Genomic DNA, 15691 nt, shown 5'->3' with positions numbered 1-15691 from the left:
GGAGCCCAGCGGACCATGGGCAACCGGCTCCCCCGGGCAGGAGAAGGCGGAGTGCCGGGCCGCCCCGGCGGTGCGGAAGACGGCCCGGCACTCGACACACTGGTGGCGGGAGGACCGCCACCGGACACGGTGCTGCACCTGTCACAGCAGGGCAGCGAAGGGATTGACCGGTGCCGCCGCAGACTGGGCTGTGGACGCTGAGCGAACGGTCGGCATCTCCGTCCGCGAGGGTGCGGGTGCCGGCCGTGTCTTCCGCTTCACAGACGGCTCGACCAGCTTGAGCACCGGGCGCTGCTCGGCAACCTGTCGGGGTGTGCTCTCCTTGCTGTCGATCAGCCGGTACATGGTCGGCTTCGCTCCGACTCCGGCAGACTTTCCCTTGTAGTACTCGACATCATCAAGCTGGTCCACAGTTTCCCGGAGGCCCGCTGCGTTGGTCCGAGCCTGGAGCGACCGCAGCAGCAGCGTGGACGTGGCCTCGCCACCGTGTCGGCGCAGCAGTTCCCGGATCATGTCGGGGAGGGCCTTCACCTTCGGCTTGCTGCCGGGTACCTCGGAGGTGAGCAGCTTCTCAACACTGTTGATCGAATACTGGACAAAGGACCATGCGGCAAGGAGAGCCTGCTTGGAGATCTTTGTCTTCATCTCCGACGCGGCGAGAACGGTGGCGACACGTAGTACCTGCTCGGCGGTGCGCTCGAAGTAGACCGCGTGATGGGGCGGTGTGCTTGCCATCTTGCCCGCCATGAAGGAACGGATCTCATCGAAGGGCCGGTACGCCTCCTTGGCGAGCGCGACGACGCGGGGCTTCTCCTTTGCCCACCGGTACGCCTCGGCGATCCGCTTGTCCGCCCGGATGGCCGAGTTCTGCCCGTACGGGATCATCTTGCTCTGCTCGACGGTGACGGGAAGGATGCGGTTGTAGGAGCCGCCGAGTGCTGCGGTGGGGCTGATGAGCGCGTGCCACTCTGCCGGGGTGATGTGGGCGTGGAAGCCCAAGAGTGGAGCCTCGACCTTCTGCACCTCGCCCGTGCCGTTCTTGCCTTTGGTCCGGTTGGCGATCTCGCTGCCGTCCCAGGCCGTACGCAACTTCTGGTCGAAGGTCGGGCACCGCTTCGCGCGCTTCAGAACCTCCCCCCATTCCTCCTCGACAATCAGGGCCCGGCCGTCGGGGCCGTCCTCACCGCCGAGCGAAGCCAGTTCGATGCCGTAGAGGTTGCTGACGAGGGAGGGCCCGGAGGAGATCCCGGAGACGAGACGGCTGGCGAAGAAGCCCGCGAACGCGGGCCCCATGAGCGCACGGGCGTTGCTGTATGCCGTGCCTTTGCAGCCAAGCCCCGACGGGCCCGCGAGCACCGTCCACACGGATACAGGCCGGCCTCGGTCTCCGCGCACATGGCCGTTGATGGCTGCGGAGAAGAGAGACAGGGCACTGGCGTAGATGCCGATCGGGTCGGCTTCGGTCTGGGGCATGACGCCGTCGATGGCGTCGCCGAGAGGGCCGAACTGAATGGTGTCGAACACGTGGTTCCTCCTGTTTGTCATCAGTGGTGGCGGTAGACAGGGATTGGGGTTTCGGGGTCCCCTTCCCAGATCAGCCATTCACTGTGAAATCCGATCTCGATGCGGATGAACTTGAGATGGTTGGTCCTGATCAGGACCCGCCCGAGGCGCCAGGGGTCGTGGCGCCGGTTGGGGGAGGGTTGGGTGGCGAGGCCGATGACCTCGGTTCCGCCCCGGATGTCGCGCGCCGGAACAGGCTCGGCTCTCGCGGCTGCCCAGATACCCGGCGAGGGCCGTTCATCGAGCCGGTAGTAGGTCGTCCGGCGCGGCAGACTCCGGAGTGCGGGAATCGTGATCTCTTCGCTCATGGACGTCTCACTCAGTGCAGTGGACAGCTCGCGGATCGTCCGCGTGCCGGGGGCAGACAAACTGGCCGGTCCCGGGGTCGTACCCGGCTTCGCAGTTCTCGCAGACGAGGTAGCCGCATACCGGGCAGTCGCCGTACGGGATACCTTCCTCGGCCAGCTCGTCCAGGTCCTCGCCACAGACCACGCAGATACGCGGGGGGTCCACGGGGTGGCGGTGCTTCTTCAGCTTGGGCATCAGCCGACCTCGACCAGGACGTCCTGGCCAGCGTGCGCGTGGTCGTACGCCGTCCTCACGGCAGCCGGGATGCGGCCCTTTGCGCTGATCGTGAAGCCCGCCTCTTCAGCCCAGGCCCTCACCTTCTGGTTCTCGGTCAGTTCCGGGGTGAGCTGTGCCTTGGCCAGGCGACGGATCTCCGCATCGTCCTTCTCCTTGCGCTCCCGCGCCCCACGTGCTCTGGACTCGGCCAGGCGGCGGTTCTTCTCCTCGCGCCAGCGCGCCTCGGACTCAACTTCCGCCTTCACGTCCTCGGCGGTCTTCTTCGCGACCACGCCCGGCAGAGGATCGTTAGCAGTCCACTGGCCGGTGGTGACCGCATTGCGGAACACCCCGGCCCTCGTGGCGTCCATGCAGGGCACGCCGGCCGCCACCGCTTCCTGGACCTTGTGCGGCGCGGGTCGGATCCCGCACACGATCATCACGGTGTCCTCGCCGACGTGGCCCACGATCGAGTAGCCCGCGTTCTCGACGGCCTGCCGTGCGTCGGCAGGGGCGTAGCCGGGGATCGTGCCGGTCACCACGACCGTGCCCTTCGGCGTCACCGGAGGTACGAGTCCGTCGTCGGCGAACAGGTCCGCCAGGTACTCGCTGAATTTCCCCGCGTGCTGGTCGCACAGGTCCCAGGCCCGGTGTCCCACGGCGATGACCGTGGTGCCGGTCTGCTCTTCACCTTTGGTCTTGCATGCCAGGCAGAGCGCCATGGCTTCTCCTCTCTCGAATGAGCACCCATGGCGAGGGGCCAGGCCGTCGGCCTGGCCCCCACCAGAGGTGTCCCGCTCAGCGAGCGGGCATGAAAAAGGCGGCCCATCGGTCGATGGCCGCTCTATCGGTGCTGCTGTTCGGTTGCGCTGCTGCCTACCTCCCGGCGACTACCCACTTCTTCGCGCGGGGGTCCCAGATCGCCTTGGTGTGGTCGGCAACGTTCCGGGCGTACACAGCGGGCCGGTACTTGTACCGGCGGGCGGTGGGGTCTCCGAAGTCGCCCACGGAGAGGTGCCTGTTCGCCGTCTCCAGGGCGTTGAGGGCGTCGGCAAGGTCCTGCCAGAGCCGGGGCACGTCGTCGGTGTTCGTCATGTCTCTCCTTCTTCAGTATCTGGTTCGGGTGTCCGACTGGCCGAGGTAGCGAACTCGCATCCGGAAGTGGGTGACAGGCGAAAGATGCTTGATCCCCCAGGCCCGTGCCAGCCTCCGGGCCTCACCCTCCCCCTTCGTCGTCCGGACCACCTGAATGTGCTGCTGGCCTCCGTCCGGCCACTCGACCAAGGCCCAGTGGTAGGCGAACGTGCTCTCTTCCGCGCTCATCGGCTGCTCCCAGTCGCGAGCGAAACCGCCACCCAGCACTGCTTCTGGACGGGCATGTCGAGCCAGAGCTGTCGGTTTCTCTCGTTCAGCCGGTCGTGGACGGCGACGCACGCGGCAGCCGTCCAGCCGTCCACGAGGAACCCGTCGATCTTCGCAGCGGTGCGCAGCTCGACAATCCGGCGGTACTCGCCGATCCGCCCCTCCGCCGCCCACCGTTCCTCGGAGGCACGCTCGTGAGCCAGCTCGGCAGCCTCTTCGTCCGTGGGGCCCCGGAACTCGTAGTACCTGCGCGGGTAGACACCGGGGCCCGCGATGTGCGCCCCGTAGGTTCGGCGCCGTTCTTCGTACGCGTCGTCGTCCACGAACCGCTTCTCGACGTGCCCCTCGCAGTATCCCGTTGGGCTCGACGGAGCTGCGGTTCGGCCGCCTACAAAGGTGACGACGACAGTGGCGGGTTCGGCGCAGAAGCCATCGCCGCAGCGTCCGAGCGGGCTCACCTGGAGGCCCGACTTCAAGGTCTTGCGCATCAGACAGCGGCCCCCGATCGCTTCGACTGCTGGGCTGTCTCCAGGTAGGTGTTCTGGGCCTCGACGGAGAGGTTCGCCGCGACCGCGACCGGGTCGTGGTAGCGCGCGGCCAGAGATCCGCAGTGGTCCAAGACGGCGCGGAGCCCAGCCCTTCGGCCGTGCGGGTCGCCCCCGTGCCGGTGCCAGGCCAGGCCAGCGAGTTCGCGGACCTGCTCCAGGTCCTCGGCGTACCGCTTCATGTAGCTCACCGGGCCTCCACGGTGATCCGGATCGGCTCGACCTCGGTCACGTAGAAGTCGCCGATCCCGATCCAAAGCGGGCCGGTACGCCACGCTTCCGTCGGGTTCTCCCAGCCCCAGAGGATCACCGTCTGTATCGCGGCGAAGAGGTCGGGGCGACGGCTCCAGGCCCGCACAGGGGTGCTGGTGTCCGAGCTGAGGATGCACAGTTCGCCGGTGATCGTGTCGTAGGTGGCGATCCACCGGGTCGTGCTCGTGCTGGTGCTCACTTGCTGTCGTTCTCCTTGATCAAACGCAGTCGGTAGGTGTGGGAGGAGTCCCTGACCGGCCATTCGCCGTGGCCATCGCAGAACGCCTCAGAAAGCCAGCGCCGGATGCCGTACCGCTCCATGTCGATCCATCGCGTCGCCGGGGAGCCGCAGTTCCAGATCCAGCAGCCGGTCCGGCCGTCTTCGCGCTCCTGGTAATGCTGAATCTCGCGCGGGGTTGATCCCTTGCCCATGCCGTCAGCCCTCCGAGTCTTCACGGGATACGTCGAGCACCGGCCGGTACACCCTGGGATCGGGATCCCGATTCGCGCTTTCGTGCATGCGACGGAATCCACTCCGGCACTCCTCGCACATAAACCGGGGGCCGAACGGCGTGCGTGTCAGCGGGCCCCGGCGCTGCTGGGTCACCTCGACACAGGTTCGGCACAGACCTGTTGCCGCATCGACGGCATGCTTGGTGTGCGCCAGCTCGTGCCGCGCCCAGCAGCCCTTGCACAGCCCGCCACCCTGGACGTGCTCGAACGCCTGATAGGGCTTCCAGCCGAGGTCAATACCCACGGGGACGGCCTGAACGGTCGCATGGCCGTGTCGCGCGGCTTCCTCGAAGGCCCCGAACCACTTTTCGTTCCAGTGGACTCCGGCGCCCTGCCACAGGCCGCACGAACCGTCGTGTTCATCCGGCCGCGTATAGCCGGAGTCGCAGACCCAGACCTCATATCGCCAGCCGCTCACAGGAGGCCCCCCGGCAGCTCGATGTGGACGAGGTCGGCCCAGTGATCTCCGAGTGAAACTCTCTCCCAGTTGTCCAAGCGGTAGTACCCCCGCTCATTGAGTACCGAGTCGGCCTCGTCCTGCGTCGCAGCAGGCAGCGAGACAAGGGGGCCGGAGATCCCGGCCCGGATGTCCTGGATGAGCGTCACCTCTTTCTCTGTAGGTGACCAAGCAGCCTTATAGCTAATCTCGGGATATCCCCGCATTTCCTAGCTCTCCTTCTCGCAAAGCCCGTACGGGCGGCAGTATTCGGTCATCGGTTCCTGGGAGACAAGGCGGTGCCCGTCCTGCCGGTGGAGCTGGGCGACCCACGCCTCTACGTCGCTCTTGCAGACATGGGCGGTGATCAGCTGACCCCTCCCATCGGGGCGGGCCGCGACGATATGCACACCAGCCCAGTGGTCCGGGTTGAACTCACATTCCAAATCCATGATTCCTTTCCTTTCAGCCGCAGAGACGGCAGTAGCGCAGATGACTGTTCAGCTTGCGAGCCATGACGACTCTGGTTGCGTAGGACAAGCCCAGCGAAGCTTGCGCAGTGCGTTCCATAGATCGATCCAACGTGGATGAAGTGCGCTGCTTGTCGGCATAGTCGGTATATTCAGAGCGGATTGCAATGAACTTTTCACAGCGCTGCATAGGCACGCTGACCCCCTGGGCGTGAAAGGCTTGTCGGCTGACAGGCCATGCAAAAGGCCACCCACCGGCAGGTGGGTGGCCCAGAGCAGAGCACGTCAGACGGCTACGGCTTGGAGTTCCTTCTTGCATTCGCCACAAAAGACCCGACCGAATTCGTCAACCATGAAGGCTCCTTACTTTCCGTAGACTCGTTCTCCGTTGACGAGATCGAAGGACTTAGACAGTGGGCCATCGCCGACTCTCACCCAAAAGACATTGAAACCTTGGGAAGCCCATCGCCGAATCGCCGTCTCACCCAGCTCGACACTCCCGTACCTCCGCTGTCGGCGACTCGCGCTCCGGCCATCTCTGCGGGCAATTACGAGCATGGATTCATCAAGAGCATTCATGTCGCCCATGTCAGCTTCGCCCTTCAACCCAGACACCATCAGCGTCTCTCTTTGCTGCCCCCGCAAGAAAGCCATCGGCCTCGCCTCGACCCTTCCACCTCACCCATACACCCACATGGTCCGGCTTGACATATTCGATAACCCCCGAATAGACACCTGCCTGCATATCGTGAGTCGCCCCCAGGGAAATGCGGACACGACTACCGACCTTTACATCACTCATGATTCCCCTACTCCGAACAATCTCCTGAAACAGACTCTGGCGAGCCATGACCGATCCCCGAGCGGGCGAGGATCGACCAAAACTGTCAGTCGTCGGATACTTTCCGTTCTAGCTGGCCATGGATCTTGCCCCTGATGACCAGAAGCTCATCCGAGTACCTGTGGCCCGAGATATCCATTGCGCTTATCCAGTACAGTTCACTCCCTCGGAGCCCCACACAGTCATTGCGCCACTCTCGGAGAATGGCCTTAGCCGCCCCCTGAAGGGCATCAATTTCGCGTACGTACCGGGATCGCTGACGCTGAATTGCGATCATTGCAACTAGCGTCGCCCATTCCCCCTCCGAGAGTTCGATCTCATAGGACCCACTACTCTTGAGGCGTAGGGGATTTTTCTTCTGCCTGGCGCCGTCAGACATTCCACTTCCACCAGGTACGCATCTCGCCGAGGCTGGTTCCTTGAGTTCGCGCCACGTCCTCCATAGAGGCATCAGGGTTTTCCAGGGTCAGGCGAAGGGCGCTCACCACAATGTCAACCACATCCGCCTCCGGCCCATCACCGAAGAACCGAAGTTCCCATTTCACGAGGTCGGCCACGCCCTCCAAGCGCTCCAACACTTCTGCATTAGTCATAGGGAGATCACCTTTCCATTCATTACGTCATAGATGGCGAGCTGGGATTCCAGCCGTCCCGCCACCTCTGCTTCAGCACGGCCCCCCAGGTTCATAGAGAGGTCGAGATAAACGAGGTCATCATCAATCCATGCGCCGAAGAAGAGCCCTTCTCCGGTAACGCGCCCGCCATAGTCAGCCATGTACTCAGACAGTGCCTGAGGGGTGAATGAATCAATCGGGATGGTGCGCTCACTTCCGGCGATACTCACCATGAACCCACCCTGCGGGGCGGGTTGAACCGGAGAGAACGTCAGACCACCGCAGCGGACGACGGATTCGTACAGGTCGGCAATCGTGGCACTTCTCACGGATCCACCCCCATCACATCGCACATCAACTTTTGACGTACGTTCCACAACCTCGCACATCAACTTTTGAGGCAAGGCGAGGCGCATCTCTGCGCCGCAGCGCCCTAGGTCGGAATCGAACCGATAGACCCCCCGTCGGGGCACCAGGGCAGAGGCTCAGACGCTTAAGGTCATCCAATGCGCCGCCGCTCTCGGCTTTGGCGCGGGAAGCCGGACACATCATGTTGCCCTGCAATTCGACCTATACATACGGGCTGGTCAGTGTCCCGCTATCCGCTCACTCTCCTATGACGTACTCCGTCGCACGCTGCAACACATGCAGATATAGCTACGGGCGCTCTAGGTTCAACCCATCTATTCGCTTCACCGGGTGTGGCCTATGTTGTTCCTAGTCGGTTTCCCTGCAACCCATTGGCATGGGTCTTACGCAGGGACCTGCTCTAGTGCCTGTTTCGCTCTGTGTGCCGTTCTGTGCCTCATTGCCAGCAAGGCCGGTCATTCACCTAAAAGGCTGGGAGTTCGCCCCGCAGGGCCCCTCCTGTCACTGCGCCTAATCCCTTCCACCTGCCCCCTTTCCGCATGCCCACTCAGTGGGCGGTACTCGGGTCGGCCCTTTGGGGCGGCGCCTTTCGACACCCAGAACATTACCCGGGACCGCCTCGCACATCAACTTTTGGTTTTCGGAAACCTCGCGCCACCATCCGCTTTCTTCCTAAGGGAAGACGCGCGTTGCATTTCTCGGGAGTGCAGGTCAATGGGTAGTCGAGTGAGGACGCTCACGTCTTCCGCACCCAAAATTTACCTGACGTGATCATCTAGCGCGAATAATTCACTCACCGTGATCAACGGGCTGGGTGCATTCGAGCGCGCGCCGACCCCGGGCGCGTGAATGAATCATTCATGTGACATGACGCACACTTGAAGGGGTGGGGGTAATGCCTTCATTCACTCAACGAGGACCCACCGGGGGTGCCTTCCTCGAACCGTGTACGGGTATGAATCTTTCTCCGGCAGCCACCCCGAACTGCTGGCGCCGGCACCCGGGCCGCCGCAGAGGCCGGCTTCCCCGCCTGCCCGTCTCGGATTCTGCAACCTCACGGCACAAATAACGAATCAATGAAGTGATCCGCACCACTCTTCCCCGGACCGGCGTACCGACTCTTGCAGGATCACACCTACATAACCTGTGCGGGGTTCTCTATAAGGACTCTCAACGACTGAGGCCCCCTCGCTCGGGCAAGGGGGCCTCGACTCATTCATTAGCGAGCAGTCAGCCGTTGGCCTTCTCGTAGGCTTCTCGGATTGTGGCCGCCACACGACCTCGGTCGTTCACCTCATAGCCGTTAGCCCTGGCCCATTCGCGGATCTGCGCAGAATCCTCGGAGGATGCCGGCACCACCTTCGGCTTGCCGCTTCGGCCAGCCCTCCGACCAGCCTCCACGTAAGGCTGGAGAGCTTCACGGAACTTCACCGCATTGGTCTCTGAGAGGTCGATCTCGTAGGATCTCCCATCCACGGAGAAAGCAATAGTCTTATGCGCTTCTTCGCCGGTGAAGTCATCTACGAGTGTGGTTACAATTCTCTTCGCCATAGCTCCGCATTATATCCTTAAATTGAGGCGGTCTTGCCGAACTCAACAAATCGAGCCCAGGCGGAGGGGGAGGCGAACAGAGTTGCGAATCCTCGATCCTTTGTGTCCCGGACCATGACCGCCGGTCCATTGTCGGCCACCTCAACGCAGGTGTCCGTCTTTGTGTAAGTACTTGTCCGCCAGTTTGGCTGATCCACCATGCTGTTACCCTCTCCGCCCTATCTATTTCTGTTCGAAATGGTGACTTGCTTGAAGAATCAGCCCTCTGGCCGACCGCCCGTACACGGCTGATCTCTTCAGTGTCGAAAACGCTTTGCCGTAAACCACGATCTCACGAGGCTGAGTGACGGTAAGCTCTGCCGAATATGTCTCCACCAGGACGACCTTGTCGTCGAACATCGAGAACGAGTTCCCCGGCCAGATAGCTAGGCGGGCAGACCTAGGGATGATCCCGAGACTCATTCCTGGTAGACCCATCACTGCAAGCAGTCGGTCGAGCTGGCCTCTCATTACCTCTGGCCCACCGAAGTTGGAGTAGAGGGCCTGCTCGGCGAGTAGAACATTGAAGATGCGGCCACCCTGTGTCAGGAATCTTTGGCGCTCCAGCCGCTTTGACGTGGCTTCTTCAGCATCGTCTGGGATTCCATAGAACTCCACGACCTGTCGAAACGTCTCCGCGGCATACTCTGCGGTCTGAAGCGTCCCCCACACCAAAGTCGGGTGCCAGATCCGGAACACCTTGGTTCTTTCATAGAGTGGCAGAGCCTTGCCTTGGCGCTTCTCTGCACCTTCGCCCAGCTGGCGTTTCCACTCAAGCCACAGTCCATCGATGTTCCGCACCGTGGCTATGAGGTCGAGAGCCTGATCTTGAGTATTGGTCTTCGCGCACCAAATACGGATGTCCTCGTCGCTCGCCAACTGGCGGCCAAGTTCGATGCGAGAGACCTTGGACTCCTGCCACCCTGTGGCAGCGGCGAATGCCCGACCGCTGACGAAGCCCGCGTCCTTACGGGCTGCGCGAAGTCGGGCACCCAGCGCCTCTCGTGCCTTCTGTGCGTCGGTGCTCACTGGTGGGTCAGGACTTGTACTCAGCGTGCGGGATGGCAACGGCCCAGAGCAGATCACGAAGCCGGACACACTCAGCCACCGTGGCAGCCTCCGTGACGATCTCCGACCCCAACACACGGCCTTCGGGATCGAAGTGGCCGACGGCAAGCAGGCGATCGTCGTACAGCCACCAGTCGCGGCCGGCCACGGGAAAGACGACTCCCTCCGGCAGCAGGTGCCGGGGCAACCATCGGATATCCTCCCCGGCTTCCAGGTTGAGGTTCGTCAACGAGTGTTCCCACCGAACGTACTGCGTGTGCGGCTCGGTGATCACTCGGACCCTCCTCACCGCTTTACCCTCTCCGGTCACCCGCTTCATGCGCGTCATCCAGGGGCCAAGCCACGCGTAGTCATCTGACTCGCCTCGCTGCCACCGCGCATAGGGGCTGTCCTCAATGGGCGACCCGTAGTCGTCCCTCAGCTCCAGGTGAAACGCGTCGTGCGTGAAGCTGTCAAACAGCTCGTCACGCTGTGCGCTGGTGATCAGGTCCACTGCTCTCCTCCAGTAGGGCCATGATCGAGGACTTGGGGACCTCGATGCAATCCTCATAGTCCGGCAGGCGCATCTGGCTCAGAGCCTCGGGGTCGCGCATCGCCGGGCCCTGCACAACGCAGGTCCCTTGCTCGGTGACGAACATGATCGGGGCCTCAAACCGCTTGATCTCGCCGGCCTCCAGGCCGTCCTTGGTCAGGTGCTCAAACAGCTCGGTCGGTACCTCGACAGCCGCATGGCCATCCGGGACGTTGAGCTTCGCGAGCAAGTCTTGGGCGTAGATCCTCCACCCTTGGACGACGTAGCTGTCCCGGTCGCTGGCGTACAGGGTGGGGCTGTCCCCCGGCGTCGAGTTCTTACCCAGGAACGTTAGCTTCACGATGCTCTCCCGTCCGCATCCTTGCGCGAGATTGCGCTCATCTCCATGCTCGATCAGGCTTCTGACCCAGTCAAACTGCTATCTGCAAACTGGCGCAATCTTCTTGGCAGTTAGGCATACGCCCTCCTAAGTTCGTCACGGACCGAGCCGGGCATCCGTGTCAGTCGGATCGGCCGTGCTTGGACCCGTGTGTTCCACGGGCACCCCCAGCCCTACGGGGCAAGAGTCGTGACACCCCTTCAACCCCCGCCGAGGCTGTCATGTCAACAAGCCAAACGAACCCCCCACCCGCTTGCCCCCCAACCGGACCTGGCAGGGACTTCGTCCACCGCTACGGAGCCTCGGTCAACTGGACGGCCGAGACCTGCGGGCTATACGTGGAGCAGTACAGCGAGCCGGGCGGGCCTGCCGCATGGGATGACGGTGGAAGCGCTCGCTCGGAGCATCCGTGATGTCCCCGGCGATGCTGGCGAGCAAGCCACCGTCTGACGCGTCGTTCTTCGGTGCCTTCTACGAGCGGTCCGAAGCGACTCCCCGGAAGGCGCGGGACGACATCGTCCGCGTCCTCAAGGACTGGGGCCTTGACCGCGTCGCCGGCGACCTCCTGCTCATCGTCACCGAGCTGGTCACCAACTCGGTCCGGCACACGGACTCGCTTGAGGTGAGGGTGAACCTGATCCGCCTGGGCCCTCACAGCCTGATCCTTCTGGTGGGTGACGACTCCACCGTTCTGCCCGACCCCCCTCCGGGTATGCCCACAGCTCTGGCCGATGGAGGGCGCGGGCTTCCGCTGATCCGGATCCTCGCGCATCTCGCCTTTGTGCGCTGCCGTTCCGGGAAGAGAGCCGTCGTGCTCTTCGAGGTCCCGCCCGATGCCTGAGCACTCCCGCCGTTCCGCCCCGGCTGTCCACCTGGACATCGGACCGCACCTCAGAGATGCGATCTGGGTCGTCGGGGGGTGCTGGTTGTTCTGCGGGCGCGGAGAGGTGCCGGTGACCTGGCTCGGCCCCTGCCGCACACCTCGGTGGGAGGTGCCGATGTACGGGTGCGAGGACTGCGTGGAGCGGCTGGAGTACATGGGCCTCCGGGCCGTCGCTGCCCTCGATGCTCCGCTGCCCTGGCCGCGCGAGTACTGACCGACCCGGGGCGCCGACCCTTCGTGCCTGATCGATGCAAGCCCGCCCGGGGCGGGAGCCATTTCGTTGGATAGGAGAGTCCCTGATGCCGGACACCGTGACGCAACGGGTCTACGACCGGGAAGACCCCGGCGGCACCATTCGACACTTCCTGGGCTACCAGTTCGACCTGTTAGGCATCGGCGAGCACTGGACCAGTACCGGAACGAGCTGCGGCCTGCCCATGGTCGACAACCGGATCCCTCCCGGGCTGGGCTGCTGCCGCGCCCACGCGGCGGTCGAGGCCCTGTGGCCCGACGGAGCGGACCTGGGCGCCGTGGTCACCTGGAGTCCGGACCGGGAGATCGCCGACCGGGGAAACTCGGCCGAGCTGGACGAGCACCGCCGCGTGCGGGGCGCAGCCGTCCTCAAGGCTCTGACATCGCTCGGATACCAGGTGCGTACGCCTGGACCGCTCCAGGGCTACTCCACGCCGTGGGTTCCGACGAAGTACGTCGTCTACCGGATGGAGAGAGGCGCGGTGCCGACCGAGTGGCCGCGGGACGGCTGGGAGCATCTGGCGAGGCCCGCGGATCATCCGGCGTGGCTGCCGTGGCCGTCCGGCGCGGAGGCCCACCGGGTCCTTGCGGGGCTGTTGGAGGGTGCCGGTCTCGCCGGGCGCGGCGGCGGCTTCTTCTGCGGCGGTGTGGACGAGGTCGAGTGGCCGCCGTTCACCACTGAATGCCTGCGCGTGTCCTGGAGGCCGTGGGGCGCTGCGACTGTCGAGGACTGGTACGCGGCGATGCGGAAGATCACCGACTTTCTGCGGGAGAAGCGCTACCTGATCAAGGTGCGGTCTCGGCCGTGGAATCTGGCCACGGACCGGGAACCGTACGTCATCGCCTACCGCACCATCGACCACCCTGGCGGTGTCGGGTGAGGTGGCGACGCTCCAGGCGGCGGTGCCCGGTCCACGGCCCTCTGGTGTCGAACGTCCAGCGCAACAGGTGCTCGATCTGGTGCGGTCCGCCGCCGCCGACTTGCCGCGAGCGCGTCATCCTCGCGATGTGGGCTGTCGAAGGGCTCTGGTCCCGGCACGTCACCCGCCGGGACCTGCACCGGCGCCTTGACGCGCTCCGCGAGTTGTTCGACCAGGCATGGCCTCCCGAGTGGGACACCCCGGAGTTCACAGAGCGCAGCCTCCAGCGAATTGTCGACACGGTGGCCGAGCGGCGCCGCCAGGGGCACGACGCCCCATGACACATCTTCCGCCGCCGGGGGGGGACCTCCCAGGGCACGTGACGCTCGGCCGTGTGCCTGCCGGCGGCGGATGCGCGGCCCCGATGTGACGGTCGGGCCGAGCACCCCTTATAGAAATCGAGACCGGCCCCGGCCGGAAAGGAAGAACGCAGTGTTACGCAAGAAGAACCCCTCCGCGGACACCGTGAAGGCCGTGAAGGCCGACGGCCAGCGCTGGGCGAACGACCAGCCCGCCACCCCCGACGACTACCAGGTCGCCGCGCTCCGCAAGCAGGCTCTCACCGGAGCCCCGCAGGACCTCCGGGCCATGCACCGGCAGGAGTCCGGTGAAGGTCGAGCCCTGGAACGGGAGCGTCGGCAGCAGAGCGAACCTCAGCCGCAGCGAGGGCCCGAAGAGTACTGACCGAGAATTCGCAGAACCCGACTTCATTTCACATTGCGTGAAGTGAAGTCGGGCAATTCGCATGCCCTTATACAGATTCACCGTGACGGCATATCTCAATTCAAATGACCATGCTCTACCGTCTTCCCCCCTCTGCTCACGGCCTGTAGCTTCATAGACATAGCTCAATCGCCGAAAGGGCCCGACATTTGAGTTAGCTCTGTCGGCGATAGAGACATGGCAATAGAGGCGCAAGGGAGGTGAAAAGAATGGATTCCCTCAACGAGCTGCTGGTCGCCGTAAGGGCCGACCCGTCCTCTGTGCCCGCCGGCATCCGGGACCGCGTCCGCGTAGCGCAGTCCAGCAGCGACATCGTGATGATGGGCGGCTGGACCGAGGAGGAGTAGCCCCACCTGCTCCTTCCTCGAATCGACGCCCGGAGCGGGATCCCGCTCCGGGCGTTCCCTCATCCTCCGCGAAAGGTCCACCATGCGCTTTCTCAACTACGGCCACCTCTGCGAGTCGATGGCCCGCTTCACCCACGCCCTCACCGGCAACTACCCCACCGTGGGCAGCTTGCGGTCGGAGTACGCCAAGGCCATCAACCAACTCCGCCCGCCCAACCTCCCCGCAGACCCCGACGGGTTCACGATCGGCTACGAGGAAAGCGGCTGGGTGCCCTACTGCCGGACCCGAGCGATTTTCCCCCACATCGTGGGGCCGGCCACCACATCCCCGGGTCCTGTAAGGGAGATGTGGGACACCCATGTGATGTCTGCCGTCGAACTCCTTCATGAGATCGACCCCGGCCTTCGTGACATCGTTCTGCTGTTCGTCACCGATGTCGTCGTGCTCAACAGTCAGGCCGACGGCGGCGGCAGTGCCAACCGCATGCCGGGCGTGGTCATCATGAGTCCGGCTGGGTCCTGGAAACCCCTGGACTACGCCATGTGCCTCGTGCACGAGGCCCTGCACCACGCGCTGTTCGTCCTGGAGGCCGCATACGGGATGTTCACACTGCCGCCGGAGGCCCTGGCGCAGGAGGAGAACCGCGCATACTCCGCGATCAAGATGGAGCGGCGCGCTTTCCACGCCGCGTTCCACGCCGCGGCCGTCACGGTGCCCCTCCTGGCAATGGAAGCCCACCAAGGCGGCAGCAGCCTTCTCGACCAGTACAGCGACTCCCTCAGGGCCTCCTGCGAGGACATGAGGTCGAAGAGGCACCTGTGCACCCCGTACGGCCAGCTGCTCCTGGACGAACTGTGCTCGTGGAGCAGCACACAATTCGACTACGGCCTCGTGCTCCACTCCCTCACCAGCCCTCAGTACTCGGGATACAAGCCTCCCGTCACGGCCTGAGGGCCGCGCCCTACGGCTCGATGAAGATCCCGGCCTCTCGTGCGAGGCTCAGGGTCAGCTCCATCGCCCCTGGGCCCTGCACGGCGGCACCCGCCAGGCTCGACGCGCCCCCGACGTCTACGAGGGTGCAGTCCTCGAAACGGACGCCCCCCGCCTTGACGATCTTGATGTTGGCGAACTGGGCCCCGGTGAGATCACAGTTCTCGAAAAGGACGTTGTGCAGCTCGGCGTTCTGAAGGTCGACTCCCACCATCCGGCACTGACTGAAGGTGACGGCGAAGAGCCTCATGCTCCGCAACAGCGCGGGGGCGAAGACACAGTTCTCGAACCGCACCTCCCGGTAAGTTCCATGCGCCCATGACGAACCGGTGAACCGACTCCCGCTGACCTCGCACCGGATCAGCGATACATCCTGGGCGCGAACCTCAGCGAAGTCGCAAGTGCTGAACGACGTGTCACTGATCTGGCTACGGACGAACCTCGCCCCCGTGAGCCGCGAACTCTCGAACGCGCATC

General features: G+C 64.1%; 27 protein-coding genes. 7 read left to right on the top strand and 20 right to left on the bottom strand.

Going from position 1 to position 15691, the window contains the following annotated elements:
• Positions 1-141: 141 nt before the first annotated feature.
• The 19 genes from ABT354_RS11150 to ABT354_RS11060 all read right to left on the bottom strand — a co-directional run bounded on the left by ABT354_RS11150 (position 142) and on the right by ABT354_RS11060 (position 11059).
• A complete protein-coding gene (locus ABT354_RS11150) occupies positions 142-1524 on the bottom strand; it encodes a DUF3987 domain-containing protein (RefSeq protein WP_351491883.1) in 1383 nt (460 codons plus the stop codon).
• A 20-nt stretch (positions 1525-1544) separates the two neighbouring features.
• Complete coding sequence (locus tag ABT354_RS11145) at positions 1545-1871, bottom strand: hypothetical protein (protein WP_351491881.1); 327 nt, start codon at positions 1869-1871, stop codon at positions 1545-1547.
• Positions 1872-1878: 7 nt separating this feature from the next.
• The gene (locus tag ABT354_RS11140) at positions 1879-2106 is read right to left on the bottom strand and encodes a hypothetical protein (protein ID WP_351491879.1); all 228 of its coding nucleotides are present in this window, start codon (positions 2104-2106) and stop codon (positions 1879-1881) included.
• Positions 2106-2849 carry an Lsr2 family DNA-binding protein gene (locus ABT354_RS11135; protein WP_351491877.1) on the bottom strand — a complete coding sequence of 248 codons (744 nt, stop codon included), beginning with the start codon at positions 2847-2849 and terminating at the stop codon, positions 2106-2108. The genes ABT354_RS11140 and ABT354_RS11135 overlap by 1 nt, the downstream gene beginning before the upstream one ends.
• A gap of 154 nt (positions 2850-3003) precedes the next feature.
• Positions 3004-3222: a hypothetical protein gene (locus ABT354_RS11130; protein WP_351491875.1), complete on the bottom strand. Its 219-nt coding sequence runs from the start codon at positions 3220-3222 to the stop codon at positions 3004-3006.
• Between the two features lie 224 nt (positions 3223-3446).
• Complete coding sequence (locus tag ABT354_RS11125) at positions 3447-3812, bottom strand: hypothetical protein (protein ID WP_351491873.1); 366 nt, start codon at positions 3810-3812, stop codon at positions 3447-3449.
• Between the two features lie 164 nt (positions 3813-3976).
• Complete coding sequence (locus ABT354_RS11120) at positions 3977-4225, bottom strand: hypothetical protein (protein WP_351491871.1); 249 nt, start codon at positions 4223-4225, stop codon at positions 3977-3979.
• Positions 4222-4485 carry a hypothetical protein gene (locus tag ABT354_RS11115; RefSeq protein ID WP_351491869.1) on the bottom strand — a complete coding sequence of 88 codons (264 nt, stop codon included), beginning with the start codon at positions 4483-4485 and terminating at the stop codon, positions 4222-4224. The genes ABT354_RS11120 and ABT354_RS11115 overlap by 4 nt, the downstream gene beginning before the upstream one ends.
• Positions 4482-4718 (bottom strand): hypothetical protein, encoded by a 237-nt coding sequence (locus tag ABT354_RS11110; RefSeq protein WP_351491867.1) that lies wholly within the window; start codon positions 4716-4718, stop codon positions 4482-4484. The genes ABT354_RS11115 and ABT354_RS11110 overlap by 4 nt, the downstream gene beginning before the upstream one ends.
• A gap of 4 nt (positions 4719-4722) precedes the next feature.
• A complete protein-coding gene (locus ABT354_RS11105; protein ID WP_351491865.1) occupies positions 4723-5217 on the bottom strand; it encodes a hypothetical protein in 495 nt (164 codons plus the stop codon).
• Positions 5214-5405, bottom strand: coding sequence for a hypothetical protein (locus tag ABT354_RS11100; protein ID WP_351491863.1), 192 nt, complete (start codon positions 5403-5405; stop codon positions 5214-5216). Before ABT354_RS11100 ends, ABT354_RS11105 begins: the two co-directional genes overlap by 4 nt.
• A 60-nt stretch (positions 5406-5465) precedes the next feature.
• A complete protein-coding gene (locus tag ABT354_RS11095) occupies positions 5466-5687 on the bottom strand; it encodes a hypothetical protein (RefSeq protein ID WP_351491861.1) in 222 nt (73 codons plus the stop codon).
• A 1230-nt stretch (positions 5688-6917) separates the two neighbouring features.
• Positions 6918-7139 carry a hypothetical protein gene (locus tag ABT354_RS11090; RefSeq protein ID WP_351491859.1) on the bottom strand — a complete coding sequence of 74 codons (222 nt, stop codon included), beginning with the start codon at positions 7137-7139 and terminating at the stop codon, positions 6918-6920.
• Entirely contained in the window at positions 7136-7393 is a 258-nt protein-coding gene (locus ABT354_RS11085; protein ID WP_351491857.1) for a hypothetical protein, read from the bottom strand. The genes ABT354_RS11090 and ABT354_RS11085 overlap by 4 nt, the downstream gene beginning before the upstream one ends.
• Before the next feature lie 1366 nt (positions 7394-8759).
• Positions 8760-9080, bottom strand: coding sequence for a histone-like nucleoid-structuring protein Lsr2 (locus tag ABT354_RS11080; RefSeq protein WP_351491855.1), 321 nt, complete (start codon positions 9078-9080; stop codon positions 8760-8762).
• A gap of 17 nt (positions 9081-9097) precedes the next feature.
• On the bottom strand, positions 9098-9280 hold the full coding sequence (locus ABT354_RS11075) for a DUF397 domain-containing protein (protein WP_351491853.1): 183 nt from the start codon (positions 9278-9280) through the stop codon (positions 9098-9100).
• A 22-nt stretch (positions 9281-9302) separates the two neighbouring features.
• Positions 9303-10148 carry a helix-turn-helix domain-containing protein gene (locus tag ABT354_RS11070; RefSeq protein ID WP_351491851.1) on the bottom strand — a complete coding sequence of 282 codons (846 nt, stop codon included), beginning with the start codon at positions 10146-10148 and terminating at the stop codon, positions 9303-9305.
• Positions 10149-10155: 7 nt separating this feature from the next.
• Entirely contained in the window at positions 10156-10680 is a 525-nt protein-coding gene (locus ABT354_RS11065) for a DUF6879 family protein (RefSeq protein ID WP_351491849.1), read from the bottom strand.
• Positions 10652-11059, bottom strand: coding sequence for a hypothetical protein (locus ABT354_RS11060; protein WP_351491847.1), 408 nt, complete (start codon positions 11057-11059; stop codon positions 10652-10654). The genes ABT354_RS11065 and ABT354_RS11060 overlap by 29 nt, the downstream gene beginning before the upstream one ends.
• 451 nt (positions 11060-11510) lie before the next feature.
• Between ABT354_RS11060 and ABT354_RS11055 the strand changes: the two genes are divergently transcribed.
• From ABT354_RS11055 to ABT354_RS11025, 7 genes are all read left to right on the top strand, one after another.
• Positions 11511-11939 carry an ATP-binding protein gene (locus tag ABT354_RS11055; protein WP_351491846.1) on the top strand — a complete coding sequence of 143 codons (429 nt, stop codon included), beginning with the start codon at positions 11511-11513 and terminating at the stop codon, positions 11937-11939.
• Positions 11932-12195: a hypothetical protein gene (locus ABT354_RS11050; protein ID WP_351491844.1), complete on the top strand. Its 264-nt coding sequence runs from the start codon at positions 11932-11934 to the stop codon at positions 12193-12195. Before ABT354_RS11055 ends, ABT354_RS11050 begins: the two co-directional genes overlap by 8 nt.
• An 85-nt stretch (positions 12196-12280) precedes the next feature.
• Positions 12281-13114: a hypothetical protein gene (locus ABT354_RS11045; RefSeq protein WP_351491842.1), complete on the top strand. Its 834-nt coding sequence runs from the start codon at positions 12281-12283 to the stop codon at positions 13112-13114.
• A 125-nt stretch (positions 13115-13239) separates the two neighbouring features.
• Complete coding sequence (locus ABT354_RS11040; RefSeq protein WP_351491840.1) at positions 13240-13434, top strand: hypothetical protein; 195 nt, start codon at positions 13240-13242, stop codon at positions 13432-13434.
• A gap of 151 nt (positions 13435-13585) precedes the next feature.
• Positions 13586-13837 (top strand): hypothetical protein, encoded by a 252-nt coding sequence (locus ABT354_RS11035; RefSeq protein WP_351491839.1) that lies wholly within the window; start codon positions 13586-13588, stop codon positions 13835-13837.
• A gap of 248 nt (positions 13838-14085) precedes the next feature.
• Entirely contained in the window at positions 14086-14223 is a 138-nt protein-coding gene (locus ABT354_RS11030) for a hypothetical protein (RefSeq protein ID WP_351491837.1), read from the top strand.
• 82 nt (positions 14224-14305) lie between these two features.
• Entirely contained in the window at positions 14306-15175 is an 870-nt protein-coding gene (locus ABT354_RS11025) for an aKG-HExxH-type peptide beta-hydroxylase (RefSeq protein ID WP_351491835.1), read from the top strand.
• A 10-nt stretch (positions 15176-15185) separates the two neighbouring features.
• On the opposite strand, the gene ABT354_RS38040 is transcribed toward ABT354_RS11025, so the two are convergent.
• Entirely contained in the window at positions 15186-15509 is a 324-nt protein-coding gene (locus ABT354_RS38040; RefSeq protein ID WP_502983384.1) for a pentapeptide repeat-containing protein, read from the bottom strand.
• Positions 15510-15691: the final 182 nt, after the last annotated feature.

Source organism: Streptomyces sp. NPDC000594 (assembly GCF_040299965.1).
Classification (GTDB): Bacteria; Actinomycetota; Actinomycetes; order Streptomycetales; family Streptomycetaceae; genus Streptomyces.
Note: the sequence above shows the minus strand (reverse complement) of the source record. Positions and strands in the feature narration are given on the sequence as shown.

Excerpts from the sequence above, each read along its gene's own strand:
- ABT354_RS11145 (WP_351491881.1), bottom strand. The coding sequence starts at position 1,871 with ATGAGCGAAGAGATCACGATTCCCGCACTCCGGAGTCTGCCGCGCCGG.
- ABT354_RS11140 (WP_351491879.1), bottom strand. The coding sequence starts at position 2,106 with ATGCCCAAGCTGAAGAAGCACCGCCACCCCGTGGACCCCCCGCGTATC.
- ABT354_RS11135 (WP_351491877.1), bottom strand. The coding sequence starts at position 2,849 with ATGGCGCTCTGCCTGGCATGCAAGACCAAAGGTGAAGAGCAGACCGGC.
- ABT354_RS11130 (WP_351491875.1), bottom strand. The coding sequence starts at position 3,222 with ATGACGAACACCGACGACGTGCCCCGGCTCTGGCAGGACCTTGCCGAC.
- ABT354_RS11110 (WP_351491867.1), bottom strand. The coding sequence starts at position 4,718 with ATGGGCAAGGGATCAACCCCGCGCGAGATTCAGCATTACCAGGAGCGC.
- ABT354_RS11095 (WP_351491861.1), bottom strand. The coding sequence starts at position 5,687 with ATGGATTTGGAATGTGAGTTCAACCCGGACCACTGGGCTGGTGTGCAT.
- ABT354_RS11090 (WP_351491859.1), bottom strand. The coding sequence starts at position 7,139 with ATGACTAATGCAGAAGTGTTGGAGCGCTTGGAGGGCGTGGCCGACCTC.
- ABT354_RS11085 (WP_351491857.1), bottom strand. The coding sequence starts at position 7,393 with ATGGTGAGTATCGCCGGAAGTGAGCGCACCATCCCGATTGATTCATTC.
- ABT354_RS11080 (WP_351491855.1), bottom strand. The coding sequence starts at position 9,080 with ATGGCGAAGAGAATTGTAACCACACTCGTAGATGACTTCACCGGCGAA.
- ABT354_RS11075 (WP_351491853.1), bottom strand. The coding sequence starts at position 9,280 with ATGGTGGATCAGCCAAACTGGCGGACAAGTACTTACACAAAGACGGAC.
- ABT354_RS11055 (WP_351491846.1), top strand. The coding sequence starts at position 11,511 with ATGTCCCCGGCGATGCTGGCGAGCAAGCCACCGTCTGACGCGTCGTTC.
- ABT354_RS11050 (WP_351491844.1), top strand. The coding sequence starts at position 11,932 with ATGCCTGAGCACTCCCGCCGTTCCGCCCCGGCTGTCCACCTGGACATC.
- ABT354_RS11045 (WP_351491842.1), top strand. The coding sequence starts at position 12,281 with ATGCCGGACACCGTGACGCAACGGGTCTACGACCGGGAAGACCCCGGC.
- ABT354_RS11040 (WP_351491840.1), top strand. The coding sequence starts at position 13,240 with ATGTGGGCTGTCGAAGGGCTCTGGTCCCGGCACGTCACCCGCCGGGAC.
- ABT354_RS11030 (WP_351491837.1), top strand. The coding sequence starts at position 14,086 with ATGGATTCCCTCAACGAGCTGCTGGTCGCCGTAAGGGCCGACCCGTCC.
- ABT354_RS11025 (WP_351491835.1), top strand. The coding sequence starts at position 14,306 with ATGCGCTTTCTCAACTACGGCCACCTCTGCGAGTCGATGGCCCGCTTC.